The following is a 23662-nucleotide window of genomic DNA, read 5'->3' on the forward strand; positions in this document are numbered from 1 at the left end:
GGGGGTAATGGACTATGGCTCGCCGCAGGCATCAGGAAGAACACGTTAATCACGAGCGCTGGCTCGTGTCCTACGCGGATTTCATCACGCTGCTGTTCGCGTTCTTCGTGGTGATGTACTCGATCTCGTCGATCAACGAAGGCAAGTACAAAGTCATTTCCGAAGCGCTGATCGGGGTTTTCACTGACTCCGATCGCTCGCTCAAGCCGATCCCGATCGGTGAGGAACGACCGAAAACCGTCACCCCGGCCAAGCCGCTGGTCAAGGACAGCGAGCAGGTCGACGCCGGTATCGCCGGGGCCAGCGATCCGCTGAAAAGCATCGCCGATGACATCAGTGCCGCGTTCGGCGACCTGATTGCTTCCAACCAGATGACCGTGCGCGGCAATGAGTTGTGGGTCGAGATCGAACTCAATTCCAGCCTGTTGTTCGGCAGTGGCGACGCGATGCCGAGCGACATCGCCTTCAACATCATCGACAAGGTCGCGGCGATCCTCAAACCGTTCGATAACCCGATCCATGTCGAAGGTTTCACCGACGATCAACCGATCCGCACCGCGCAGTACCCGACCAACTGGGAGCTGTCCTCGGCGCGTTCGGCGAGCATCGTACGGATGCTGGCGATGCAGGGCGTGAACCCCGGGCGTCTGGCCTCGGTGGGTTACGGTGAGTTTCAGCCGGTGGCCAACAACGCCACCGCCGAAGGCCGGGCGAAAAACCGTCGTGTGGTGCTGGTGGTGTCGCGCAATCTCGATGTGCGCCGCAGTCTGACCGGTACCGGGACCGCCAATGCGCAACCGGACGCCGCATTGAAGCGTGCTGGCACACAAACTGCACCGACCCCGGTCAAGACGCCGGGACGCGAGAGTGCCGTCAATTCTCCGTCGCCCGCATTAATACGCTGAGCTATGTCTCGGTCGAGGATCTCGGCCGGGAGGAACGAACCGAATGAGAGTCTGGGCAGTCGCCAATCAAAAGGGTGGTGTCGGTAAAACCACATCTTCCATCGCTTTAGCCGGATTGCTGGCGGAGGCGGGCAAGCGCGTGGTTGTGGTCGATCTCGACCCGCACGGCTCGATGACCAGCTATTTCGGCTACGACCCCGACAGCCTGGAACACAGCAACTACGACCTGTTTCTGCACAAGGGCAGCGTGCCGCAAGGCTTGCCCGGGCAGTTGCTGTTGTCGACCAGCGACGAACGCATTTCCCTGTTGCCGTCGAGTACCGCACTCGCCACCCTTGAGCGCCAGTCGCCGGGGCAGAGTGGTTTGGGCCTGGTGATCGCCAAGAGTCTGGCGCAGCTGTGGCAGGACTTCGATTACGCGATCATCGACAGCCCGCCGTTGCTCGGCGTGTTGATGGTCAACGCCCTGGCCGCGAGCCAGCAACTGGTGATCCCGGTGCAGACCGAGCACCTGGCCGTCAAAGGTCTGGAGCGCATGGTCAACACCTTGGCGATGATCAACCGCTCGCGCAAACAGGCGCTGCCGTTCAGCATCGTGCCGACCCTGTTCGACCGCCGCACCCAGGCGTCGCTGGGCACCTTGCGCGTGCTGCGCGACAAGTTTCCGGAAGAGATCTGGCAGGGTTACATCCCGGTCGATACCCGTCTGCGTGATGCCAGCCGGGCCGGGGTCACGCCTTCGCAGTTCGACGGCAAGAGTCGTGGCGTGCTGGCGTACCGCGCGTTGCTCAAGCACCTGCTGGCGCAACAACTTGTTCCGCAGGTGGCCTGAGCATGATCTCCATTCGTGTAGGAGCTGCCGCAGGCTGCGATCTTTTGATCTTGCCTNCGCAGCCTGCGGCAGCTCCTACAGGGAGTTATGCATGAATCGGCCGGTGAAGTTGACGTCGAAACCGCAGTTGGCGTTGCAGTCCTATCTGGACAGCTTGCTGCAGGAAATCCCTGACGAGTTGCCGCCAGTGGAAATGCCGGTCGAGGCGCCGGTCGAGGTGGCCGAAAGTGCTGCGGCGCTGGATGAATTCCAGGCCGCGGTACTGGAAGAGCAGGCGCGTGATGCGCAGAAAGCCGCCAAACCTGCCGCCCCGGTTGTCGCGCCTGCCGCCGCACCGATCGCCAAGGCGCCAGTGGCGTTGATCGAAGAAGCCGAGCCGCCACGCGCGCCGGTTTCGACACTCGCACCGCTGCTGCAAACCCAATTGCTGAAAACCGCGCCGGAACCGGTCGTGGCCGAACCTGCGCCAGTTGCGCCGGCACCCGTCGAGCAGACGCTGGTGCCGCCGGTGGTGGAAGTTCACCTGCCGCCAAGCAACACGCCACCTCCGGTGGACACCGATGGCCGTCCGGCCTGGGCTGCCGAAGCGTTCGAGTGCCTGTTGTTCGATGTTGCCGGGCTGACGCTGGCGGTGCCGCTGGTGTGCCTGGGCTCAATCTATTCGCTGGCCGGCCACGAGTTGACGCCGCTGTTCGGGCAGCCGGAATGGTTCCTCGGGATTCTGCCGAGCCAGGCCGGCAATCTGAAAGTCTTGGACACGGCGCGTTGGGTCATGCCGGATCGCTATCGCGATGACTTCCGTCAGGGCCTGCAGTACGTGATTTCGGTACAAGGTTACGAATGGGGCCTGGCGGTGCATCAGGTCAGCCGTTCGTTGCGTCTGGATCCGAATGAAATCAAATGGAGAAGTCACCGGGGTCAGCGGCCATGGCTCGCCGGCACGGTGATCGAGCACATGTGTGCATTACTTGATGTAGCCGCGCTGGCCGAGTTGATCGCCAGCGGCGGGGCAAAGCACTTGGGCGGCCACAAGCCGCTACATAAATCGACATAGCAGCCGACATAACAGTCAGGCGAAGGCATTTTTCAATGCCTCCACACAGAACACACACCGCCCAGTGCGGTTTTTTCGAGGGGTCAGGGTATGAGTAGTCAGGCGACGAATGCAAAAGGTTCTGAAGATCCGATCCTGCAATGGGTGACCTTCAAGCTGGACAACGAAACCTACGGCATCAACGTGATGCGCGTTCAGGAAGTCCTGCGGTACACCGAAATCGCGCCGGTACCGGGTGCGCCAAGCTACGTGCTGGGCATCATCAACCTGCGCGGTAACGTGGTCACCGTGATCGACACCCGTCAGCGCTTCGGCCTGAACAGCGGCGAGATCAGCGACAACACCCGTATCGTCATCATCGAAGCCGACAAGCAAGTGGTCGGGATCATGGTCGACAGCGTGGCCGAAGTGGTTTACCTGCGTCAGTCGGAAATCGAGACCGCGCCAAACGTCGGCAACGAAGAGTCGGCCAAGTTCATCCAGGGCGTGTGCAACAAGAACAACGAGTTGCTGATCCTGGTCGAGCTGGACAAGATGATGAGCGAAGAAGAATGGTCGGAACTGGAGAGCATCTGATTGATTCTCGAAGTTGCGGTCATTGTCCTGTTCCTCTTCTGGGCAGGCACGCTGGCAATGTTTCTGGCGTACATCAAGGCGCAGCGGGTGATCGCGGCGCAACAGGCTCAGGGCGATGCGCTGCGTGACCAGCGCATCAAGGACCTGGCCAAGCGTGTCGACGACTACCAGAACGGCAACGTGCGTATGGGCGAAGCCCTGCACGAGCTGCGCTCGGTCGTCGGTCCGTTGCCGGACAAGATTGTCGCGCTGGAACAACGCGACCCGTCGAGCCTGTCGTTCGCCCAGGCGGCGAAACTGGTGGGCATGGGCGCGAGCGTCGATGAGCTGACTCAGTCCTGCGGCTTGACCCAGGCTGAGGCGGAGTTGATGCGCAAGTTGCACAGAAGCTGAAGATCAAAAGATCGCAGCCTGCGGCAGCTCCTACATTGGAACGCGCTTCCCTGTAGGAGCTGCCGAAGGCTGCGATCTTTTGCTTTCAAGGCTTAATAATCATCCCCGCGCGCGGTAACGTCCTTCTCGACCATCGGCGCATCCGGATCCTGTCCCTCGGGGAATTTCCCCTTCAGATTCCACGCAAACGCGATGATCTCGGCAATCGTGCGGTACAGCTCTTCGGGGATGCTGTCGCCCAGTTCCATTCGCGCCAACAGGCGCACCAGCTCGGCGTTTTCATAGATCGGCACTTCGCAGTCGCGGGCAATGCGCAGGATTTCTTCGGCCAGTTCCTCGTCGCCCTTGGCGGTGAGGGTCGGGGCGTGGTTGCCGTCGTATTTGAGGGCGATGGCCTGGCGTGGAACAGTGGAATCGTTCATGCGGTTTCGTCGACCCAGCGGTGTTCGAGACGGGTTTGATTGCCTAGCGGCGGGGTGCCGAGGTGGCAGTCGAGATCACCGACGTTCAGCCCGCGATCAAGCAGACGCTGGCGCAGCGCGAACAGGTTGGTTTCGATCAGGTCGGCGGTGTACGGGCGCTCGGCCCACAGCTGGCTCGACAGACTGCCGGCAATCAGCTGCGCCTGAATTTGCATCGGCCCCAACGGCTCCATATCGAACGCCAGATCGACGCGCCACAGTTGCTGTTTGGGCTCGCGCTCGTCGCGGCGTTCGTTGGGTTGCGGTTCTCTTTCCGGCGCTTCTTCGCGCTGGAACTTGACCTGCAACGGCACGATGTCCTGCAGGTTGCGCATGGGGATTTCCAACTGCCAGGTGCTGAGCAGGCGGCCGTCATCGGTGACCCCGGTCTGTTCCAGACTCGACAACTGATGGCTTTGCAGGCGCGACACGGCGGCTGCAGCGAGGCGCAGCAGATGTTCCAGATCGCCTTCGCCGTCCTGGCTTTGCAGCAGGCGGTCGGGCAGCGGGAAACTGCTCGGCACGGGTTTGGCGCTGACCTGGCCGAGGGTGCCGAGGGCGTTGCGCACGAAACTCGGCAGCGCTTGCGCCAGGGTGTTGGCGGCAATGATCGCGTTGAAACTGGCATTGCCCGGCACACCCGGGGACAGTTGCGCGATCAGTTTGAGCAGATCGGCTTTCATGTCCGGGGCCAGCGCCGGATTCTGTCCGGTCAGCAATTTGGCTTCGAGGAAGGCGCCACTGTTGGCCAGGGCCAGGGCCACGCCTTTGGCGCTGCTCATCTGCTGCACATCGGGCAAATTGGCAAGCAGACGCACGACGGCAGCGCGCAGATCCTGCGAAGTCTGATCATCGTCGCTCGGCAGGTTTTGCAAAGCATTGAGCAAACCGTCCAGCGAGCCTTGGCGACTTTGTTGGCCGAGCAGTTGCTGGCTCACCGCCAATTGCTCCTGACGGCTGCTCAGTGGCACGAATTTGAGGGTTTGCGAGTCTTCGACCAGTGCCGAAAGCAGGGTTCCGATGCGCAGCGGCGTCGGGCTGTCGATGTCCAGCGTGGCGCCACTTTGCGCGGTGTTGAGCAGACTGACCAGCGAGCGGTACACCGTCGGCTGCCCCGGCACTTGCGGCAGTGTCTGCGAGGTCAGCACCTTGCCTTGCAGCAGTGTGCCGACCGGCAATTGCGCGGTATCGATGCGGGTGAGGGCGGCGACGCTGCTGGCAATCGCCTGTTGCACGGTGATCGCCAGATTGCCCGCCGACGGCTGGGTGACGGCCAGGTTGGTACCGGTTGGCAGCGGCAGGTTGCTGCTGGCCTGCACGGTGGTCTGGCGGCCGCCGTCGACGGTGACCTTGAGCAACAGTTGAAAGGTCTGATCCGCCTGCTTGAGTGACAACACCTCGGCCTGAGCGCTTTGCCCGGCACCGATCAAGCCTTCGACCGGGGTCAGCAGCTTGAGCAACTCACCGCTCATCACCAGCGGACGCGTGTTCGCCGGGGTGGTGGGCGGAAGCGGGAGGATGTTCATTTCGCCTGTCATACGCGGACACAACCTGAGGAAATTGCGCTCTTGGGAGTAAGGCACGCCATGTATAATGCCGCGCGTCTTGCGCTTCGTTCAGAAAACATAGCAATTGTTTGATCCAGCTCTCTGGTTCGCACCGTCATTGCATTTATCCTGCATCTCTTTAACGGCCGCGCCAGAGCCGACTTGAACCGTATAAGGCCCGTGATCCCTTGACCAGTCCTGTCCTGCAAACCGTTGCCCTTGCCTGCGAGCGAGACCTGCGGCTGCTCTTCGAAAATCTCGAATTAAGACTGGCCAGTGGCGATATGGTGCAGATCAGCGGCCCCAACGGCAGCGGTAAGACCAGCCTGCTGCGCCTGTTGTCCGGGTTGATGCAGCCGACCAGCGGTCAGGTGCTGCTCAACGGTCAGCCTTTGACAGCACAACCGAGCGAACTGGCGCGCAACCTGTTGTGGATCGGCCACGCCGCCGGGATCAAGGACCTGCTGACCCCGGAAGAGAACCTGTCCTGGCTCTGCGCCCTGCATCGGCCGGCTGAACGCGAGGCGATCTGGCAAGCACTGGCAGCCGTAGGATTGCGCGGTTTCGAAGATGTTCCCTGCCACACCCTGTCCGCCGGTCAGCAACGCCGCGTGGCACTGGCGCGGCTGTATCTGGACAGCCCGCCGCTGTGGATTCTCGACGAGCCGTTTACCGCGCTCGACAAACAGGGCGTGGCGCAACTTGAAGAGCACCTGGCCGGGCACTGTGAACGCGGCGGTTTGGTGGTGCTGACCACGCACCACACGCTGAGCCGGATGCCGGCCGGTTATCGCGATATCGATCTGGGGAACTGGGCAGTATGAGTGTGTTCGGCCTGCTGGTTGCCCGTGAGTCCCGCCTGCTGTTTCGTCGCCCGGCGGAACTGGCCAATCCGCTGATTTTCTTCGCCATCGTTATCGCCTTGTTCCCGCTGGCCGTCGGCCCGGAAACTCAAGTCTTGCAAAACCTGTCCCCGGGGTTAGTCTGGGTGGCCGCGCTGTTGGCGGTCCTGCTGTCGCTGGACGGATTGTTTCGCAGTGATTTCGAAGATGGCTCTCTGGAACAGTGGGTCCTTTCGTCGCACCCGCTGCCCCTGCTGGTGCTGGCCAAGGTACTGGCACACTGGATGTTCTCGGGACTGGCACTGGTTCTGCTCTCGCCGTTGCTGGCGTTGATGCTCGGTCTGCCGGTCGCCTGTCTGCCAGTGTTGCTGTTTTCTTTGCTGCTGGGTACCCCGGTGCTGAGCTTGCTCGGCGCGGTGGGCGCGGCGCTGACAGTCGGTCTGAAACGCGGCGGCCTGTTGCTGGCGTTGCTGATTCTGCCGTTGTACATACCGGTGTTGATCCTTGGCAGTGGCGCCTTGCAGGCCGCCTTGCAAGGCATGCCGGCGACCGGGTATCTGCTGTGGCTGGGTAGCCTGACCGCCCTGGCGATCACCCTGACACCTTTTGCAATAGCGGCTGGCCTGAAGATCAGCGTCGGCGAATAATGAGGTCTGGTTAAAATTTAACCAGCAAAGACCCTGAGACCGCTCACATCGATGAGCGGCACCGTGATGGAAACAGTATGAACTGGACCTGGTTTCACAAGCTCGGCTCGCCCAAGTGGTTCTACGGCATCAGCAGCAAGTTCCTGCCGTGGTTGAGCATCGCAGCGTTGCTGCTGATCAGCATTGGCGTCGTCTGGGGCCTGGCCTTCGCGCCGCCGGATTATCAGCAGGGCAACAGCTTCCGCATCATCTATATTCACGTGCCGGCGGCGATGCTCGCGCAGTCGATTTACGTGATGCTGGCGGTGTGTGGCGTGGTCGGCCTGGTGTGGAAAATGAAACTGGCCGACGTCGCCCTGCAATGCGCGGCGCCGATCGGCGCGTGGATGACCGCCGTGGCGCTGGTCACCGGCGCGATCTGGGGCAAGCCGACCTGGGGCTCGTGGTGGGTCTGGGATGCGCGGCTGACGTCGATGCTGATTCTGCTGTTCCTGTATTTCGGGGTGATTGCGCTGGGCAACGCCATCAGCAACCGCGACAGCGCCGCCAAGGCCTGCGCCGTGCTGGCGATCGTCGGGGTGATCAACATCCCGATCATCAAGTACTCGGTGGAGTGGTGGAACACCCTGCACCAGGGCGCGACCTTCACCCTCACTGAGAAACCGGCGATGCCCGCTGAAATGTGGCTGCCGCTGTTGCTGACGGTGCTGGGGTTCTACTGCTTCTTCGGTGCCGTGCTGTTGCTGCGCATGCGCCTTGAAGTGCTCAAGCGCGAAGCGCGCGCCAGTTGGGTCAAAGAAGAAGTGCAGAACAGCCTGGAGGCCGCGCGATGAGTTTCGCTTCATTTGGCGACTTTCTCGCCATGGGCCACCACGGCCTGTACGTCTGGTCGGCCTACGGCATCTGTCTGGTGGTGCTGATCCTCAACGTGGTCGCACCGATTGCGGCCCGCAAGCGCTATCTGCAACAAGAGGCGCGTCGTCTGCGCCGGGAGAACGGCAAGTGAATCCGCTGCGCAAAAAACGTCTGACCCTCATTCTGGCGATCCTGGTCGGGGTCGGCGCTGCCGTCGGCTTGGCCCTCAGCGCCCTGCAGGAAAACATCAACCTGTTTTACACGCCGACCCAGATCGCCAACGGCGAAGCGCCGCACGACACGCGCATCCGCGCGGGCGGCATGGTCGAGAAGGGCTCGCTGCAGCGTTCGCCGGACTCGCTGGACGTCAAATTCGTCGTCACCGACTTCAACAAAGCCGTGACCATCACCTACCGCGGGATCCTCCCGGATCTGTTCCGCGAAGGGCAGGGCATTGTCGCCCTGGGCAAACTCAACGCCGACGGCGTGGTGGTGGCCGATGAAGTGCTGGCCAAGCACGACGAGAAGTACATGCCGCCGGAAGTGACCAAAGCGCTGAAAGACAGCGGTCAATCGGCACCGACCCCAGCGAAGGAGGGTTGATCGATGACGTCTGCACTGTTTATTCCCGAACTCGGCCATCTGGCGATGATTCTGGCGCTGTGTTTTGCGCTGGTGCAGGCCGTGGTGCCGCTGTTCGGTGCGTGGCGCGGTGACCGCATGTGGATGGGCCTGGCCCAGCCGGCGGCGTGGGGCCAGTTTGCGTTCCTGCTGTTTGCCTTCGGTTGCCTGACCTACGCGTTCATGACCGACGATTTTTCGGTCGGTTACGTGGCGATGAACTCCAACAGCGCCTTGCCGTGGTACTACAAGTTCAGCGCGGTATGGGGCGCCCACGAAGGGTCGCTGCTGCTGTGGGCGTTGATCCTCGGTGGCTGGACCTTCGCCGTGTCGGTGTTCTCCCGGCAGTTGCCGCAAGTCATGCTCGCCCGGGTGCTGGCGGTGATGGGCATGATCAGCACCGGTTTCCTGTTGTTTCTGATCCTCACGTCGAACCCGTTTTCGCGGATCCTGCCGCAGATTCCGGCGGATGGTCGTGACCTCAATCCGCTGCTGCAGGACATCGGCCTGATCGTGCATCCGCCGATGCTCTATATGGGGTATGTGGGTTTCTCGGTAGCGTTTGCCTTCGCCATCGCCGCACTGCTCGGTGGTCGTCTTGACGCCGCGTGGGCACGCTGGTCGCGCCCTTGGACGATTGTCGCCTGGGCCTTCCTCGGCATCGGCATCACCCTCGGTTCATGGTGGGCGTACTACGAACTCGGCTGGGGCGGCTGGTGGTTCTGGGACCCGGTGGAAAACGCCTCGTTCATGCCATGGCTGGTCGGCACCGCGCTGATTCACTCGCTGGCGGTCACGGAAAAACGTGGCGTGTTCAAGAGCTGGACGGTGTTGCTGGCGATTGCCGCGTTCTCGCTGAGCCTGCTTGGCACGTTCCTCGTGCGTTCCGGCGTGCTGACTTCGGTGCACGCGTTTGCCTCCGATCCTGAACGCGGCGTGTTCATCCTGATCTTCCTGCTGTTCGTGGTCGGTGGTTCGCTGACGCTGTTTGCGTTGCGCGCGCCGGTGGTCAAGAGCCAGGTCGGCTTCAACCTGTGGTCGCGTGAAACCCTGTTGCTGGGCAACAACCTGGTGCTGGTGGTAGCGGCGTCGATGATTCTGCTCGGCACCCTGTATCCGCTGATTCTCGATGCGATCAGCGGCGCCAAGCTCTCGGTCGGCCCTCCTTACTTCAATGCGCTGTTCATCCCGCTGATGGCGTTGCTGATGCTGGTGATGGCGGTCGGCGTGATCGTGCGCTGGAAAGACACCCCGGTGAAGTGGCTGGCGAACATGCTGACTCCGGTGCTGCTCGGTAGCGTCGCATTGGCCGTGGTGGCCGGTGTCGCCTATGGCGATTTCAACTGGGCGGTGATCGCGACGTTCCTGCTCGCTGCGTGGGTGTTGCTCGCCGGCGTGCGCGACATCTTCGACAAGACCCGCCACAAGGGCCTGATCAAAGGTCTGCCAAGCCTGACTCGCAGCTACTGGGGCATGCAGATCGCGCACCTGGGCATCGCCGTGTGCGCCCTCGGTGTGGTGCTGTCGAGCCAGAACAGTGCCGAACGCGACCTGCGTCTGGCGCCGGGCGAGTCGATGGACCTGGCCGGTTATCACTTCGTCTTCGAAGGCGCCAAGCACTTTGAAGGGCCGAACTTCACCTCCGACAAGGGCACCATCCGGGTGATCCGCGACGGCAAGGAAGTCAGCGTGCTGCACCCGGAAAAACGCCTGTACACGGTGCAGAGTTCGATGATGACCGAGGCCGGGATCGACGCCGGTTTCACTCGCGATCTCTATGTCGCCCTGGGCGAGCCGCTGGAAAACGGCGCGTGGGCGGTGCGGGTTCACGTCAAACCGTTCGTGCGCTGGATCTGGTTTGGTGGTCTGCTGACCGGTCTGGGCGGATTGCTGGCGGCGCTGGATCGGCGTTATCGAGTCAAGGTCAAAGCCCGGGTGCGTGAAGCCCTCGGCCTGCAAGGAGCGGCTGCATGAGACGTTGGTTGATGCTGGTACCCCTGGCGATTTTTCTGCTGGTGGCGGTGTTTCTTTATCGCGGTCTGTACCTCGATCCGGCGGAGCTGCCGTCGGCGATGATCAACAAGCCCTTCCCGGAATTCAGCCTGCCGAATGTGCAGGGCGACAAGACCCTGACCAAGGCCGACATCCTCGGCAAACCGGCACTGGTCAACGTCTGGGGCACCTGGTGCATTTCCTGCCGGGTCGAGCACCCGGTACTGAACAAACTGGCCGAGCGCGGCGTGGTGATCTACGGCATCAACTACAAGGACACCAACGCCGATGCGTTGAAGTGGCTGGCCGAATTCCACAACCCGTACCTGCTGGACATTCGTGACGACGAAGGTTCGCTGGGTCTGAACCTCGGCGTGTACGGCGCGCCGGAAACCTTCTTCATCGACGCCAAGGGCATCATCCGCGACAAGTACGTCGGGGTGATCGACGAACAGGTCTGGCGCGAAAAACTCGCAGCCAAATATCAGGCACTGGTCGATGAGGCCAAGCCATGAAGCGCTTTATCGCTGCCGTGGTCTTGGGCCTGAGTCTGGCCGGTATGGCGCATGCCGCGATCGACACCTACGAGTTCGCCAAGGAAGGTGATCGCGAGCGTTTCCGCGAGTTGACCAAGGAACTGCGCTGCCCCAAGTGCCAGAACCAGGACATCGCCGACTCCAACGCACCGATTGCCGCAGACCTGCGCAAAGAGATTTTCCGCATGCTCGGCGAGGGCAAGGACAATCAGCAGATCATCGATTTCATGGTTGATCGCTACGGTGATTTCGTCCGCTACAAACCGGCGCTCAACGCCAAGACTGCACTGCTGTGGTTCGGCCCGGCCGGGCTGCTGCTTGGCGGTCTGGTGGTGATTGTGCTGATCGTGCGCCGTCGTCGCGGTCAGCGCGCCGAAACCCCGTCATCGCTGTCCACCGAAGAACGTCAGCGCCTCGACCAACTGTTGGATAAAAACCAAGAATGATTGATTTCTGGCTTGCCGCAGGGCTGTTGCTTCTGGTCGCCCTGAGTTTTCTGCTGATTCCGGTTTTGCGTGGCCGTCGCGCCCAGCGTGAAGAAGATCGGACTGCCCTGAACGTCGCGCTGTATCAGGAACGCGTCGCCGAGCTGCAAGCGCAGCAGGCCGAAGGCGTGCTCGATGCCGCGCAAATGGACAGCGGTCGTGCGGAAGCAGCGCGTGAGCTGCTCGCCGATACCGAGGGCGTTGCCGCGCCGCGTGTGTCGAAACTGGGCAAGCCGTTGCCGTTGTTGGCCGCGGTGCTGGTGCCGGTGTTGGGCCTGGGTCTGTACCTGCATTTCGGTGCTGCCGATAAAGTCGAACTGACCCGCGAATTCGCCCAGGCGCCGCAGTCGATGGAAGAGATGACTCGGCGTCTGGAACGAGCCGTCGCCGCGCAACCGGATTCGGCGGAAGGTCTGTACTTCCTCGGTCGCACCTACATGGCCCAGGATCGTCCGGCGGACGCGGCGAAGATGTTCGAACGCGCCGCCAACCTTGCGGGTCGCCAGCCGGAACTGCTCGGCCAGTGGGCACAGGCGCAGTATTTTGCCGACGGTAAAAAGTGGTCGGACAAGCTCCAGGCCCTGACCGACGAAGCGCTGAAAGCCGACCCGAAAGAAGTCACCAGCCTCGGTCTGCTCGGCATCGCCGCGTTCGAAGGCGAGCGTTATCAGCAAGCCATCGACTATTGGAATCGCCTGCTGGCGCAATTGCCAGAGGACGACAAGTCCCGCGAAGCCCTGCAGGGTGGCATCAACCGCGCCACTGAACGGCTTGAAGCCAGCGGCGGCAAGGTCGCCGCCGCACCGGCTGCCAAGGTTGCCGCACTGCTCAAGGTGCGCGTCGATCTGGCCAGCGAACTCAAAGGCAAGGTGCAACCGGGCGACAGCGTGTTCATCTTCGCCCGTGCCGTTTCAGGCCCTCCGGCACCGTTGGCGGCCAAGCGTCTGACCGTGGCGGACCTGCCGGTGACCGTCGAACTGGGCGATGCCGACGCGATGATGCCGCAGTTGAAACTGTCGAACTTTCCTGAAGTCCAACTGGTTGCGCGCATCTCTCGCGCCGGTCAACCGACCGCCGGGGAGTGGGTGGGTCGCAGCGGCCCTCTGGCCAGCAGCACCACCGCACCGCAAACACTGACCATTGACAGCCCGGACCAATAACCCCGGAACCCACAGGAAAGCACCGCCATGCACAGCCTCGCCCGCATCACCGTCATTACATTGGCCTTGAGCATGAGCGCATGTGCGGTGCACCGACCGGAACCGACCACCAACCTGCCACCCATCCCGCCGTCACAACCGAGCCCGACCCCGTCGACCTCGCCGACACCCGGAAAAAGCATCCCGGCCAAACCGTCCAAGCCAGTCCCGCGCACCTCAGCCAGTTTCGCCCCGCCACCGGGCGGCAACAGCCACTGGGACCAGAAACTCGGGGTCTACGTCCTCGACGACCAGCCCAACACCTTCTACCGCCAGCGCACCTACTTCCGCTGGAACAACGGCTGGACCCGCTCAATCAGCCCCAATGGCCCGTGGGAAGACACCGACATCCACGGCGTGCCGCCGGGGTTGGGCAAACAGTTCGGGCAGTGATGAGCACGCGGCGATCTTTGGATCGCCGTTTGTTTGTCTGGTGTTCCAAAACGAGTATTCAGAGCATCGCACGGTAGGCGCTTAGCGCCCGAACTGACTCGACCAATCCCTGGCGCCGCAAAAGATCAAGGAACGGCTCGATCTCCATTGGCGGAAATTTCAGTTGTTGGCGCTGTCGTTGCGCCGCAGCGATAACAGCTGCCGGATCAAGGTGAAACAGGTTCTCGACAAACTCATCTGGGTGTTGGGCCTCGACGCCATAGGGGGCGAGGCAGGTATCGGGAAAATCTTTCAGGTTGAATGTCACGATCACCCCAGCGCCGCAGCGTATGGCTGCAGCCAATACATGGCGGTCGTTGGGATCGGGCAGGGAAAGTCCGGTGATCAGCGCTTCATAGTCACAGACACAGGCATCGGGTATCGCACGATCCATAAGCTCGGACGTGCGATCCAGTTGCTCCATCGTCAGATCGGTTCGGTTCTTCAATAAATTGCGTTTCCATTCGCCGTGAATCTCCTGGGTCCATCGGGCTCGAAATCGCCCCGAAAGCGCGAGCCACATCAGCAAGTCTCTAAGCGGGGCGGGGTACAAAACACATGCATCGTATACAGCGGTGAAAGGGGAATGCCTCACTCGTATCCTGTCCTTAAAGCCTGTGCCTGCTCCGCGAGAAGCGCCATTGCCTGCTCGCTGGCGGTGTCGCGCCGGGTTTTATAGTCCATCAAATCGGCGAAACGCACACGTCGGTGCTTGCCGGTTTTGTGGTAGGACAACTCGCCGCTTTCCAGCAGTTTTATCAGGTGCGGGCGTGAGACATTGAGCAGGTCGGCGGCTTCCTGAGTGGTCAGCTCGGCATGCACCGGTACGACTTTGACCGCGTTACCCTCGGCCAGCGCCGCCAGAATATCCATCAGCAGTTGTAATGCCGAGGTTGGCAGCTCGACCTGATGCGCCTGGTTCTGTTCGTCGAAAATCTGGATGTGCTGTGTTTCGAATTGGGTCGCCAGGTAGGCGGCGAGCGCGCGTTTGCCTTCAATTGCGGCTTTGACTTCGCGCTCCACCGGGAGGTTGAGAGAGGGGTGAAGGACGATCGACATAATGAATTCCAGCATTCTGAAGAGTAGATGCTGGAACGTTATTCGAATTAAACGAAAATCGCAATAAACGAAACGGAAGCCGGTTCAGTTCAGGTGTGTCAGCAAGTTTTCCATGTACTCCACAAACGCCCGCGCCTTCGCACTGACCATCCGCCCCGTGGGGAACACCGCCCACAAATCCTGATCCGGCAACCGCCAATCATCCATCACCGCCCTGACCGCGCCGCTTGCCAGCTCCGGGGCGAACATCCATTGCGAGGCAATCGCCAGGCCCTGATCGGCCAGCACGGCTGCGCGCAAACCTTCGGCGGCGCTGACGCGCAGGCGGCCGGTCAAGGTTTGTGTCTGCTGTTCGCTGCCTTTGGTGAAGGTCCAGGTGGCGCCGCCGCTGAGGTTGTAGACAATGCCTTGATGCTGATCCAGATCGGTCGGGCCGCCTGGCTCGCCGTGGCGAGCAAAGTAGCCCGGGGAGCCGAGCACCACGCGGCGGCAGTCGGCGATTTTGCGCGCGGTGAGGCTGGAGTCACTGAGCGGGCCCATGCGCAGGGCGACGTCGATGCCTTCTTCGACCAGATTGATGTTGCGGTCATCGAGCATCAGGTCGATGTTCAGGTGCGGATGCTGAGCGAGAAACGCCCCCAGTTGCGGCACGACGTGCAGGCGACCGAACGTCACCGCCGTGCTGATCCGCAGGTTGCCGCGCAAACCGCCGGCACTGCCACGGGCAGCGTTATCGGCCTCATTGGCTTCGTCGATGGCGCGTCTGGCTCGCTCGAAAAACGCCAGGCCGGCTTCGGTTGGCGTCAGGCCACGGGTCGAGCGCAGCAACAGGCTGACCGCCAGGCGTTTCTCCAGTTGAGCGATGGTTTTCGACACGGCGGGTTGGCCGATATTCAGCCGTCGGGCGGCGGCGGAGAACGAGCCGGTTTCGACCACGTAGACGAAGGTTTCCATGGCAGCGAGGCGGTCCATCTCAGGTCCTTGTGCAATCTTCAAGCATTCAGAGGTGCCCTGTGGGAGCGAGCTTGCTCGCGAATACGGTCTGACATCCAGCGGATGGGTTNACTGATCCGGCGCCTTCGCGAGCAAGCTCGCTCCCACAGGGGGACGTTGTGTCTTTAGTACTCGGTTTTTGCCGAGCGAGCTGCTGATGACTTAAGCGGTTGCCAAAGAACCACGTTGCGAAGCACTCAAAAACCGCACCAGCGCCAGCAGCGGGAACGCGCTGCCGACAATCACGATCCACAACCAGCCGCCATGCTCATATACCGCACTGGCGACCGACGAGCCGAAGGCGCCGCCGATGAAGATGCTGGTCATGTACAGCGCATTCAGGCGACCACGGCTTTTGGCGTCCAGCGAATAGACCGCACGTTGGCCGAGGACCATGTTCATCTGCACGCAGAAATCCAGTACCACGCCGGTCACGGCCAGGCCGATGACGCTGTAGGCCGGGTGGATGAAGGCGGGCAGGAAGCTCAGGCTGGCGAACAGCATGGCCAGCAGCGAGGCGATGCGGGTGTGGCCGGCGTCCGCCAGGCGTCCGCTGATCGGCGCGGCGATGGCACCGATGGCGCCGACCAGGGCGAAGATCGCGATCTCGCTCTGCGACAGGCCATGGTTGCGCGCCAGTTCCAGTGGCACGGCGGTCCAGAACAGGCTGAAGGTGGCGAACATGCAGCCCTGATAAAACGCGCGCTGACGCAGTACCGGTTGCTGGCGCAGCAATGTCCACAATGAGCCAATCAGTTGGCCGTATGTGGCACTGTGATCCGGTTGACGCTTGGGCACGGTCAGCGCCAGCACCACGCTGATCGCTGCCATCAACGCCGCAGCAATCATGAACATCGCGCGCCAGCCGAAATGGTCAGCCACCACGCTCGAAACCGGTCGGGCCAGCAGAATGCCCAACAGCAAGCCACCCATGATCCCGCCGACCACCCGACCCCGGGATTCTTCCGGCGCCAGATGCGCGGCCAGCGGAATCAGGATCTGCACCGACACCGAACTGAAACCCACCAGCAGCGAGATCAGCAAGAACACATTCGGCTGACTGGTGAACGCCGCGCCGAGCAGGCTGGCAATGGCCACTACGGTGGTGATGATCATCAGTCGGCGGTTTTCCAGCAGGTCGCCCAGCGGCACCAGGAAAAACAGACCCAGCGCATAACCGATCTGTGTGAGCGAGACGATGAAGCTGGCCATGGTGTCGGAGAGGCCGATGTCCGGTGCGATCAGACCAATGATCGGTTGCGCGTAGTAGATGTTGGCGACGATGGCACCGCAGCAGAAGGCGAACAGCAGCACCATGCCTCGGGTCATTGCGTGAGTTGTAGCGTTCATAAGGTTTCTCGATCCAGCGAAAGGGAATGCGGTGAGGCTAAGGGACGCACCGACGTGGCGGTAGAAGCCTTGTATCGATATCAGTTATTCCGTTGCGGAATGATTGGCTTCAAGCGCGGTGTCGTCCATCGGCGAACCTTGCGTCCGGCCGGAGAGCGTCGATGATACATTCACTTACATCTTCTTCGATAGCGTGCTTATGTTTACCGCTGCTGTTCAACTGTTTACCAACGGAGGATTGCCATGTTGCGTCGGCTGCTGCGTCACACCACCACGATTGTCCTGATCGGTCTGCTTGGCGCCAGCGCAGTACAGGCTGCGGATGCCCCGGGAATGCGGATCGGCGTACGCGGCGAGATCACCGGAGTCAGCGCTGACTCGTTGAAAGTCCACGTCAACAGCGGCGAGAACGTGGTGATTCAATTGACCGCTGACACCAAAGTGCGCGCCGTCACCCTGGCCAATATCGAGGACATCAAGCCCGGCAGCTACATCGGCTCGGCGGCCATGCCGCAGGAGGACGGCACGCTCAAGGCGCTGGAAGTGCACGTATTCCCGCCGGAACTGGCCGGCAGCGGCGACGGCCATCGGCCGTTCGACCTGGCCAAGGGCAGCAGCATGACCAATGGCAGCGTCGGTGATCTGGTGGTGAGCAATGGCCGGGTGCTGACCGTCAACTAAAAGGGCGGGCAGCAGAAGATTCTGGTGCCGGAGGATGTGCCGATCGTCAACCTGATGCCAGGGGATCGGAGTTTGCTCAAGGTTGGGGTGAAGATCGTGACGTTCGTCACGCAAGACGCGGACGGCACGCTGACCGCCCAATCGATTTCCGCTGGCAAGGACGGCGTCACGCCGCCGATGTAACTGTAGGAGCTGTCGAAGGCTGCGATCTTTTGATCTTGGTTTTTAAAATCAAAGTCAAAAGATCGCAGCCTTCGGCAGCTCCTACAGGGGTTCGCCACAAAAAAGGCGACCTGTTGAGGTCGCCTTTTTCATGTCCGCCAAATCTTACTGGCTGTAGATCTGATCAAAGATCCCGCCATCATTGAAGTGGGTCTTCTGCACCGAACGCCAGTCGCCGAAGGTCTTCTCAACCGACAGGAAGTCGACTTTCGGGAAACGATCGGTGTACTTCGCCAGCACCGCCGGGTCCCGTGGACGCAGGTAGTTGGCGGCGGCGATTTCCTGACCTTCCGGCGACCACAGGTATTTCAGGTATTCATCGGCGGCGGCGCGGGTGCCTTTCTTGTCGACCACTTTGTCGACCACTGACACCGGTGGTTCGGCTTCGGCGGAGACGCTTGGGTAGATCACTTCGAACTGATCGCGACCAAACTCGCGAGCGATCATTTCGGCTTCGTTCTCGAAGGTCACCAGCACGTCGCCGATCTGGTTGGTCATGAACGTGGTGGTCGCGGCGCGGCCACCGGTGTCGAGCACTGGCGCTTGCTTGAACAGTTTACCGACGAAGTCTTTGGCCTTGTTCTCGTCACCACCATTCTTCAGCACGTAGCCCCAGGCCGAGAGGTAGGTGTAGCGACCGTTGCCCGAAGTTTTCGGGTTCGGCACGATCACCTGCACGCCGTCCTTGAGCAGGTCCGGCCAGTCTTTCAGGGCTTTCGGGTTGCCTTTACGGACGATGAACACGGTGGCCGAGGTGAACGGCGCGCTGTTGTTCGGCAGGCGAGTGACCCAGTTGTCCGGCACCAGTTTGCCGTTGTCGGCGAGGGCGTTGATGTCGGTTGCCATGTTCATGGTGATGACGTCAGCCGGCAGGCCATCGATCACCGAGCGCGCCTGCTTGCTCGAACCGCCGAAGGACATTTGCACGGTGATGTTTTCGTTGTGCTCGGCCTGCCAGTGTTTTTGGAACGCAGTGTTGTAGTCCTTGTAGAAATCGCGCATCACGTCATAGGAGACGTTGAGCAGGGTCGGTGCGGCTTGAGCCACGCTGCCAAAGGCAAGACCGGCGGCGAGAAGTGAGGCGCCAAAGAGTTTTTTCACTGCGCATTCCTTGTTTTGTTTTGTGTAGGAGCTGCTGGCTGCAATCTTTTGATTCTGTTTTTAGAGAATCAAGATCAAAAGATCGCAGCCTGCGGCAGCTCCTACAGGGGGTGATGTTTAATTGCCACTGACTATAACGGGGCACGCATAGTCGTTTAAAGATTAAAAAGCTCTGTGCTTATTCCACTTTCTTAAACAGCTGACTGCCACACCGCGAGCAAAACGCCGCGCTGTGTTCATGGCTGCTTTTCTTGCACACCGGGCAGTCGTGTTGCAGCTGTTCGCCGCGCATGGCGTTGGCCAGTTCTGCGGTGAAGATCCCGGTGGGCACGGCGATGATCGAGTAACCGGTGATCATCACCAGCGAGGAAATCACCTGGCCCAGCGGAGTCTTGGGCACGATGTCGCCGAAGCCTACCGTGGTCAACGTCACGATAGCCCAATAGATGCCTTTGGGGATGCTGGTGAAGCCGTGTCCCGGGCCTTCTATCACGTACATCAGGGTGCCGAACACCGTCACCAGCGTGCAGACGCTGACCAGGAACACCACGATCTTCTGCTTGCTGCCGCGCAGCGCCGACATCAAATAGTTGGCTTGCTTGAGGTACGGGCTGAGCTTGAGTACGCGGAAGATCCGCAGCATCCGAATGATCCGGATGATCAGCAGGTACTGCGCATCGCTGTAATACAGCGCGAGGATCCCCGGCACGATCGCCAGCAGATCCACCAGTCCGTAGAAACTGAAGGCGTAGCGCAACGGCTTCGGTGAGCAATACAGGCGCAGGATGTATTCACCGAGAAAAATGACCGTGAAACCCCACTCGATGTAGGCCAGCACATCGGCGTAGTTCTGGTGAATGCTGTCGATGCTGTCAAGCATCACCACCACCAGGCTGGCGAGGATGATCAACAGCAGGGTGCCGTCAAAGCGCCGCCCGGCGAGGGTGTCGCTCTGGAAAATCATCACGTAAAGCCGTTCACGCCAACTGTTGCTGCTGTCCATGGATAACGCCTGAATTGAAGATCAGCGCAGCCTAGGTTGATTGTCCCCCTGTGCGCAAGGCGTGGCGTCGACGGCCGCTTTACCGAGCATCTGGATCCCGGCGCGGATCAGCCAGCCGGCGAGGATGAACGGCGCGGTCAGCGTCGCCAGACCAAGGGCGGCGAACAGCGGCGTGACCAGCAGCGCAAGGACGATGCCCAGCAGCGGCAGCCACGGTTGTTGACGCTGTGAACTGAAGGCGAGGGCGGCGAGCACCGCGTTGTAACTGCCCAGTCCCAGCAACGCTGCAGCGGTTTCGTGGTGTAGCAGGCTGGAGGCGAGACCGATGGCCGACGCCAGCACTGCCCAGCAGAACGCCCGGCGATCAGCGATCAACAGACCGATGCCGATCAACGCGCCGGCCAGCGGATGACCGAGGAACATCACCTGACCCAGTCCACGCAGTTCAGCGGCGAGCAGGTTCAGCGAGGTCATCTCGATGTGTGTCATCGGCGCAGACGGTTCGGCGAACAACAGTAACACCCAGCTCATTGCTACAAACGGTGAGGTGTAGGCCGGTATCGATCGGCTGCGGTACACGTATTTGAGCCATTGCTGAGTGACCATCGCACTGAGGCCACCGGCCGCCAGAATCAGCGGCGGCAGCATCGGCGACCACGGGAAATACAGGCTGAGCACCAAGCCAAGCAGCACGCCGTTGTAACTGAACAATCCGGCCTGACGATCCGCTTTGGCATAGTTACGTCGCTGTGCGGTGAGCAATCCAGCAACGGCACCGAGCAGCGCGCCGGCAAACAGCACCGGCGCAGTGAGCAGGATCGCCAGCAGGCACAACAGGCCGCACAGCGGATGGCGCTGGAGGAATATCTGACTGAAACCGTTGAGCAAAGCCTCGGCCCAGTCGGGGCAGTGGGTGTTGAAATGATTGGCAGGCATGTTGAATAAATCTGGGCAGTGGGACAATCAAAAGGTCTTGCTTACCTGTGGTGAGGGGATTTATCCCCGATGGCTGCGAAGCAGCCCCAAATCGGTGAATGCGGTTTTTCTGTGAAAACCGTCACTCTCTTGAAAGCGGTGACTGCTGCGCAGTCAATCGGGGATGAATCCCCTCACCACAGGTTTTGTATTCACATCAAAAATATGGGTCAGATCAGCGTTTCGATCCGCAGCGAGTTGGTCGATCCCGGCTGCCCGAACGGCACACCGGCGGTGATCAGCAACGTATCGCCGCGCTCGGCCATGCCTTGCGCCTGGGCGATTTCCAGCGCCGTCGAACACACTTCATCGACCTGACGCAGGCGATCGTTGACCACCGAATGAATCCCCCACGCCACGCTCAAACGCCGCGCGGTCTGCAGGTTCGGCGTCAGGTTGAGGATCGGCGCTTTCGGTCGTTCCCGTGCTGCGCGCAACGTCGAAGCGCCCGATTCGCTGTAGTTGACCAGCACCGCCACCGGCAGCACGTTGCTGATGCGGCGGATCGCGCAACTGATCGCATCGGACACCGTTGCCTCGGCTTTCGGTCGGCTGACGTCGAGTTGAGTCTGATAGTCCGGACCGTTTTCCACCTGGCGAATGATCTTGCTCATCATCTGCACGGCTTCCAGCGGGTATTCACCGGAGGCGGTTTCGGCCGACAGCATCACCGCATCCGCGCCTTCAGCCACAGCATTCGCCACATCAGTGACTTCGGCGCGGGTCGGGGCCGGGGAGAAACGCATCGATTCGAGCATCTGCGTCGCCACCACCACCGGTTTACCCAGTTCGCGGCAGGTGCTGATGATGTTTTTCTGGATCTGCGGCACGCTTTCGGCAGGGACTTCCACGCCGAGGTCGCCGCGAGCGACCATGATCGCGTCGCTCAACTGGGCGATTTCGCGCAGTTGCTCAACCGCTGACGGCTTCTCGATTTTCGCCATCAGAAAGGCCTTGTCACCGATCAGCTCGCGGGCTTCGAGAATGTCTTGCGGGCGTTGCACAAACGACAGCGCCACCCAGTCCACCCCCAGCTCCAGGCCGAAGCTCAGGTCGCGGCGATCCTTGGCCGTCAGTGGGCTGAGGTCGAGCACCGCTTGCGGCACGTTCACGCCTTTGCGGTCCGACAGTTCGCCGCCATTGAGCACGGTAGTGTCGATCGCGTCGGAGTATTTGCTGACCACGCGCAGGCGCAGTTTGCCGTCATCCAGCAGCAGATCCATACCCGCTTCGAGCGCGGCGATGATCTCCGGGTGCGGCAGGTTCACCCGGCGCTCATCACCGGGTGTGGCGTCCAGATCGAGGCGGAAGGCCTGACCGCGATGCAGCTGCACCTTGCCGTCGGCGAACTTGCCGACGCGCAGTTTCGGCCCCTGCAAGTCCATCAGGATCCCCAGCGGATAGTTGAGCTGGCGCTCGACCTCGCGGATCCACTGATAGCGCTTGGCGTGGTCGGCGTGATCGCCGTGGCTGAAGTTCAGGCGGAAGATGTTGACCCCGGCCTCGACCAGCTCACGGATGTCTTCGATGCCATCGACGGCAGGTCCGAGGGTGGCGAGGATTTTGACCTTTTTATCAGGCGTCATGATTTGCAGTTCTCAAGGATCAGGATGGCGCGGAAGTCGTTGACGTTGGTGCGGGTCGGCTCGGTGACGATCAGCGCATCGAGCGCCTCGAAGTAGCCGTAACCGTTGTTGTTATCCAGCTCGTCGCTGGCGCTCAATCCGAGGGCGGCGGCGCGGGCGTAGCTGTCCGGGGTCATGATTGCGCCGGCGTTGTCTTCCGAGCCGTCGATGCCGTCGGTGTCACCGGCCAGCGCGTAGACGCCGGGCTGGCCCTTGAGGCTGTCAGTGAGGCTGAGGAGAAATTCGGCGTTGCGCCCGCCACGGCCATTGCCGCGCACGGTCACCGTGGTTTCACCACCGGAGAGAATCACGCAAGGCGCAGCCAGTGGCTGCCCATGGTTGATGATCTGTCGGGCAATGCCGGCGTGGACCTTCGCCACTTCGCGGGACTCACCTTCGAGGTCGCCGAGGATCAGCGTGCTGAAACCGGCCTGACGGCATTTCACCGCCGCTGCATCCAGCGATTGCTGCGGGCGCGCGATCAACTGGAAATGACTGCGGGCCAGGCTTGGATCGCCGGGTTTGACGGTTTCCGATTCCGGGCTTTGCAGCCAGTTGCGCACCGAGGCCGGGACTTCAATGCCGTAGCGTTTGAGGATCGCCAGCGCTTCGGCGGAAGTGCTCGGGTCGGCCACGGTCGGGCCGGAGGCGATGACCGTGGCGAGGTCGCCCGGCACATCGGAAATCGCGTAGGTATACACAGTGGCAGGCCAGCAGGCCTTACCGAGGCGGCCGCCCTTGATCGCCGAGAGGTGCTTGCGCACGCAGTTCATTTCGCCGATGGTCGCGCCGGATTTGAGCAGGGCTTTGTTGATCGACTGCTTGTCCGCCAGGGTGATGCCTTCAGCCGGCAGGGCGAGCAGGGCAGAGCCGCCACCGGACAGCAGGAAGATCACGCGGTCGTCTTCAGTCAGATTGCTGACCAGTTCCAGCACGCGTTTGGCCACGGCCAGGCCGGCAGCGTCCGGTACCGGGTGCGCGGCTTCGACCACTTCGATTTTTTCGCACGGGGCGCCGTGACCGTAACGGGTCACTACCAGGCCCGAGACTTCTCCCTGCCAGCTGCGCTCGACCACTTGTGCCATGGCAGCGGCGGCTTTGCCGGCGCCGATGACGATCACCCGACCCGTGCGATCGGCAGGCAGATGGGCTTCGAGGACCTGGTTCGGATGGGCCGCGTCGATGGCTGTGGCAAACAGCTCACGCAGCAGTTGTTGCGGATCGACCGACATGGCGGGCTCCCGGAATTCTTGTTATTGGGATGGAACGACAACGG

General features: G+C 61.5%; 26 protein-coding genes and 1 pseudogene. 16 read left to right on the plus strand and 11 right to left on the minus strand.

Going from position 1 to position 23662, the window contains the following annotated elements; all coding sequences use genetic code 11:
- Window positions 1-14: 14 nt before the first annotated feature.
- The 5 genes from motD to ACTJKS_RS17055 all read left to right on the plus strand — a co-directional run bounded on the left by motD (window position 15) and on the right by ACTJKS_RS17055 (window position 3760).
- Complete coding sequence (motD, locus tag ACTJKS_RS17035; protein WP_003222931.1) at window positions 15-905, plus strand: flagellar motor protein MotD; 891 nt, start codon at window positions 15-17, stop codon at window positions 903-905.
- Between the two features lie 43 nt (window positions 906-948).
- Window positions 949-1737 carry a ParA family protein gene (locus ACTJKS_RS17040; RefSeq protein WP_003222933.1) on the plus strand — a complete coding sequence of 263 codons (789 nt, stop codon included), beginning with the start codon at window positions 949-951 and terminating at the stop codon, window positions 1735-1737.
- Window positions 1738-1828: 91 nt separating this feature from the next.
- Complete coding sequence (locus ACTJKS_RS17045; protein WP_108182056.1) at window positions 1829-2791, plus strand: CheW domain-containing protein; 963 nt, start codon at window positions 1829-1831, stop codon at window positions 2789-2791.
- A gap of 90 nt (window positions 2792-2881) precedes the next feature.
- Complete coding sequence (locus ACTJKS_RS17050; RefSeq protein ID WP_003222936.1) at window positions 2882-3367, plus strand: chemotaxis protein CheW; 486 nt, start codon at window positions 2882-2884, stop codon at window positions 3365-3367.
- On the plus strand, window positions 3368-3760 hold the full coding sequence (locus ACTJKS_RS17055) for a DUF2802 domain-containing protein (protein ID WP_007961680.1): 393 nt from the start codon (window positions 3368-3370) through the stop codon (window positions 3758-3760).
- 92 nt (window positions 3761-3852) lie between these two features.
- Here ACTJKS_RS17055 and ACTJKS_RS17060 read toward each other — a convergent pair whose 3' ends face one another.
- Together ACTJKS_RS17060 and fliK are read right to left on the minus strand one after the other, a co-directional pair.
- On the minus strand, window positions 3853-4182 hold the full coding sequence (locus ACTJKS_RS17060) for an EscU/YscU/HrcU family type III secretion system export apparatus switch protein (protein ID WP_108182057.1): 330 nt from the start codon (window positions 4180-4182) through the stop codon (window positions 3853-3855).
- Window positions 4179-5759, minus strand: a complete 1581-nt coding sequence (gene fliK, locus ACTJKS_RS17065; RefSeq protein ID WP_108182058.1) for a flagellar hook-length control protein FliK — start codon at window positions 5757-5759, stop codon at window positions 4179-4181. Before fliK ends, ACTJKS_RS17060 begins: the two co-directional genes overlap by 4 nt.
- A gap of 197 nt (window positions 5760-5956) precedes the next feature.
- Here fliK and ccmA point away from each other — a divergent pair, with 197 nt between their 5' ends.
- The 10 genes from ccmA to ACTJKS_RS17115 all read left to right on the plus strand — a co-directional run bounded on the left by ccmA (window position 5957) and on the right by ACTJKS_RS17115 (window position 13338).
- Window positions 5957-6592 carry a cytochrome c biogenesis heme-transporting ATPase CcmA gene (gene ccmA, locus ACTJKS_RS17070; protein WP_045122041.1) on the plus strand — a complete coding sequence of 212 codons (636 nt, stop codon included), beginning with the start codon at window positions 5957-5959 and terminating at the stop codon, window positions 6590-6592.
- A complete protein-coding gene (gene ccmB / locus ACTJKS_RS17075) occupies window positions 6589-7257 on the plus strand; it encodes a heme exporter protein CcmB (protein ID WP_108182059.1) in 669 nt (222 codons plus the stop codon). Before ccmA ends, ccmB begins: the two co-directional genes overlap by 4 nt.
- Before the next feature lie 77 nt (window positions 7258-7334).
- The gene (locus ACTJKS_RS17080; protein ID WP_041072937.1) at window positions 7335-8090 is read left to right on the plus strand and encodes a heme ABC transporter permease; all 756 of its coding nucleotides are present in this window, start codon (window positions 7335-7337) and stop codon (window positions 8088-8090) included.
- The gene (ccmD, locus tag ACTJKS_RS17085) at window positions 8087-8263 is read left to right on the plus strand and encodes a heme exporter protein CcmD (RefSeq protein ID WP_108182061.1); all 177 of its coding nucleotides are present in this window, start codon (window positions 8087-8089) and stop codon (window positions 8261-8263) included. The genes ACTJKS_RS17080 and ccmD overlap by 4 nt, the downstream gene beginning before the upstream one ends.
- A complete protein-coding gene (ccmE, locus tag ACTJKS_RS17090; protein WP_041072935.1) occupies window positions 8260-8715 on the plus strand; it encodes a cytochrome c maturation protein CcmE in 456 nt (151 codons plus the stop codon). The genes ccmD and ccmE overlap by 4 nt, the downstream gene beginning before the upstream one ends.
- Before the next feature lie 3 nt (window positions 8716-8718).
- A complete protein-coding gene (locus tag ACTJKS_RS17095; protein ID WP_108182062.1) occupies window positions 8719-10707 on the plus strand; it encodes a heme lyase CcmF/NrfE family subunit in 1989 nt (662 codons plus the stop codon).
- A complete protein-coding gene (locus ACTJKS_RS17100) occupies window positions 10704-11240 on the plus strand; it encodes a DsbE family thiol:disulfide interchange protein (protein WP_041072930.1) in 537 nt (178 codons plus the stop codon). The genes ACTJKS_RS17095 and ACTJKS_RS17100 overlap by 4 nt, the downstream gene beginning before the upstream one ends.
- The gene (locus ACTJKS_RS17105; protein ID WP_108182063.1) at window positions 11237-11707 is read left to right on the plus strand and encodes a cytochrome c-type biogenesis protein; all 471 of its coding nucleotides are present in this window, start codon (window positions 11237-11239) and stop codon (window positions 11705-11707) included. Before ACTJKS_RS17100 ends, ACTJKS_RS17105 begins: the two co-directional genes overlap by 4 nt.
- Window positions 11704-12906 (plus strand): c-type cytochrome biogenesis protein CcmI, encoded by a 1203-nt coding sequence (gene ccmI, locus ACTJKS_RS17110; RefSeq protein WP_047292588.1) that lies wholly within the window; start codon window positions 11704-11706, stop codon window positions 12904-12906. The genes ACTJKS_RS17105 and ccmI overlap by 4 nt, the downstream gene beginning before the upstream one ends.
- 27 nt (window positions 12907-12933) lie before the next feature.
- Window positions 12934-13338 (plus strand): hypothetical protein, encoded by a 405-nt coding sequence (locus ACTJKS_RS17115; RefSeq protein ID WP_041072925.1) that lies wholly within the window; start codon window positions 12934-12936, stop codon window positions 13336-13338.
- A 58-nt stretch (window positions 13339-13396) separates the two neighbouring features.
- Here ACTJKS_RS17115 and ACTJKS_RS17120 read toward each other — a convergent pair whose 3' ends face one another.
- The 4 genes from ACTJKS_RS17120 to ACTJKS_RS17135 form a co-directional block, all read right to left on the minus strand.
- On the minus strand, window positions 13397-13972 hold the full coding sequence (locus ACTJKS_RS17120; protein WP_047292593.1) for a PIN domain-containing protein: 576 nt from the start codon (window positions 13970-13972) through the stop codon (window positions 13397-13399).
- Complete coding sequence (locus ACTJKS_RS17125; protein WP_047599956.1) at window positions 13969-14436, minus strand: helix-turn-helix domain-containing protein; 468 nt, start codon at window positions 14434-14436, stop codon at window positions 13969-13971. Before ACTJKS_RS17125 ends, ACTJKS_RS17120 begins: the two co-directional genes overlap by 4 nt.
- 84 nt (window positions 14437-14520) lie before the next feature.
- Entirely contained in the window at window positions 14521-15408 is an 888-nt protein-coding gene (locus tag ACTJKS_RS17130) for a LysR family transcriptional regulator (protein ID WP_108182064.1), read from the minus strand.
- A 183-nt stretch (window positions 15409-15591) separates the two neighbouring features.
- A complete protein-coding gene (locus ACTJKS_RS17135) occupies window positions 15592-16779 on the minus strand; it encodes an MFS transporter (RefSeq protein WP_047292599.1) in 1188 nt (395 codons plus the stop codon).
- A gap of 243 nt (window positions 16780-17022) precedes the next feature.
- On the opposite strand from ACTJKS_RS17135, the pseudogene ACTJKS_RS17140 reads away from it, so the two are divergent.
- A pseudogene (locus tag ACTJKS_RS17140) lies at window positions 17023-17643 on the plus strand (DUF5666 domain-containing protein).
- 144 nt (window positions 17644-17787) lie between these two features.
- Here ACTJKS_RS17140 and ACTJKS_RS17145 read toward each other — a convergent pair.
- From ACTJKS_RS17145 to ACTJKS_RS17165, 5 genes are all read right to left on the minus strand, one after another.
- Window positions 17788-18783, minus strand: a complete 996-nt coding sequence (locus ACTJKS_RS17145) for a sulfate ABC transporter substrate-binding protein (RefSeq protein WP_041072913.1) — start codon at window positions 18781-18783, stop codon at window positions 17788-17790.
- A gap of 178 nt (window positions 18784-18961) precedes the next feature.
- Window positions 18962-19786 carry an ion transporter gene (locus tag ACTJKS_RS17150; protein WP_440828902.1) on the minus strand — a complete coding sequence of 275 codons (825 nt, stop codon included), beginning with the start codon at window positions 19784-19786 and terminating at the stop codon, window positions 18962-18964.
- Window positions 19787-19807: 21 nt separating this feature from the next.
- Window positions 19808-20722, minus strand: a complete 915-nt coding sequence (locus tag ACTJKS_RS17155) for an urea transporter (protein ID WP_262948064.1) — start codon at window positions 20720-20722, stop codon at window positions 19808-19810.
- Window positions 20723-20931: 209 nt separating this feature from the next.
- Window positions 20932-22347 carry a pyruvate kinase gene (pyk, locus tag ACTJKS_RS17160; protein ID WP_108182066.1) on the minus strand — a complete coding sequence of 472 codons (1416 nt, stop codon included), beginning with the start codon at window positions 22345-22347 and terminating at the stop codon, window positions 20932-20934.
- Entirely contained in the window at window positions 22344-23618 is a 1275-nt protein-coding gene (locus ACTJKS_RS17165; RefSeq protein ID WP_108182067.1) for a glycerate kinase type-2 family protein, read from the minus strand. Before ACTJKS_RS17165 ends, pyk begins: the two co-directional genes overlap by 4 nt.
- Between the last annotated feature and the right edge of the window lie 44 nt (window positions 23619-23662).

Source organism: Pseudomonas sp. 22189 (assembly GCF_052045635.1).
GTDB classification, from domain to species: Bacteria; Pseudomonadota; Gammaproteobacteria; order Pseudomonadales; family Pseudomonadaceae; genus Aquipseudomonas; species Aquipseudomonas parakoreensis.

Excerpts from the sequence above, each read along its gene's own strand:
- motD (WP_003222931.1), top strand. The coding sequence starts at position 15 with ATGGCTCGCCGCAGGCATCAGGAAGAACACGTTAATCACGAGCGCTGG.
- ACTJKS_RS17040 (WP_003222933.1), top strand. The coding sequence starts at position 949 with ATGAGAGTCTGGGCAGTCGCCAATCAAAAGGGTGGTGTCGGTAAAACC.
- ACTJKS_RS17045 (WP_108182056.1), top strand. The coding sequence starts at position 1,829 with ATGAATCGGCCGGTGAAGTTGACGTCGAAACCGCAGTTGGCGTTGCAG.
- ACTJKS_RS17050 (WP_003222936.1), top strand. The coding sequence starts at position 2,882 with ATGAGTAGTCAGGCGACGAATGCAAAAGGTTCTGAAGATCCGATCCTG.
- ACTJKS_RS17060 (WP_108182057.1), bottom strand. The coding sequence starts at position 4,182 with ATGAACGATTCCACTGTTCCACGCCAGGCCATCGCCCTCAAATACGAC.
- fliK (WP_108182058.1), bottom strand. The coding sequence starts at position 5,759 with ATGACAGGCGAAATGAACATCCTCCCGCTTCCGCCCACCACCCCGGCG.
- ccmB (WP_108182059.1), top strand. The coding sequence starts at position 6,589 with ATGAGTGTGTTCGGCCTGCTGGTTGCCCGTGAGTCCCGCCTGCTGTTT.
- ACTJKS_RS17080 (WP_041072937.1), top strand. The coding sequence starts at position 7,335 with ATGAACTGGACCTGGTTTCACAAGCTCGGCTCGCCCAAGTGGTTCTAC.
- ccmD (WP_108182061.1), top strand. The coding sequence starts at position 8,087 with ATGAGTTTCGCTTCATTTGGCGACTTTCTCGCCATGGGCCACCACGGC.
- ACTJKS_RS17095 (WP_108182062.1), top strand. The coding sequence starts at position 8,719 with ATGACGTCTGCACTGTTTATTCCCGAACTCGGCCATCTGGCGATGATT.
- ACTJKS_RS17100 (WP_041072930.1), top strand. The coding sequence starts at position 10,704 with ATGAGACGTTGGTTGATGCTGGTACCCCTGGCGATTTTTCTGCTGGTG.
- ACTJKS_RS17105 (WP_108182063.1), top strand. The coding sequence starts at position 11,237 with ATGAAGCGCTTTATCGCTGCCGTGGTCTTGGGCCTGAGTCTGGCCGGT.
- ccmI (WP_047292588.1), top strand. The coding sequence starts at position 11,704 with ATGATTGATTTCTGGCTTGCCGCAGGGCTGTTGCTTCTGGTCGCCCTG.
- ACTJKS_RS17115 (WP_041072925.1), top strand. The coding sequence starts at position 12,934 with ATGCACAGCCTCGCCCGCATCACCGTCATTACATTGGCCTTGAGCATG.
- ACTJKS_RS17125 (WP_047599956.1), bottom strand. The coding sequence starts at position 14,436 with ATGTCGATCGTCCTTCACCCCTCTCTCAACCTCCCGGTGGAGCGCGAA.
- ACTJKS_RS17130 (WP_108182064.1), bottom strand. The coding sequence starts at position 15,408 with ATGGACCGCCTCGCTGCCATGGAAACCTTCGTCTACGTGGTCGAAACC.
- ACTJKS_RS17135 (WP_047292599.1), bottom strand. The coding sequence starts at position 16,779 with ATGAACGCTACAACTCACGCAATGACCCGAGGCATGGTGCTGCTGTTC.
- ACTJKS_RS17150 (WP_440828902.1), bottom strand. The coding sequence starts at position 19,786 with ATGGACAGCAGCAACAGTTGGCGTGAACGGCTTTACGTGATGATTTTC.
- ACTJKS_RS17155 (WP_262948064.1), bottom strand. The coding sequence starts at position 20,722 with ATGCCTGCCAATCATTTCAACACCCACTGCCCCGACTGGGCCGAGGCT.
- pyk (WP_108182066.1), bottom strand. The coding sequence starts at position 22,347 with ATGACGCCTGATAAAAAGGTCAAAATCCTCGCCACCCTCGGACCTGCC.
- ACTJKS_RS17165 (WP_108182067.1), bottom strand. The coding sequence starts at position 23,618 with ATGTCGGTCGATCCGCAACAACTGCTGCGTGAGCTGTTTGCCACAGCC.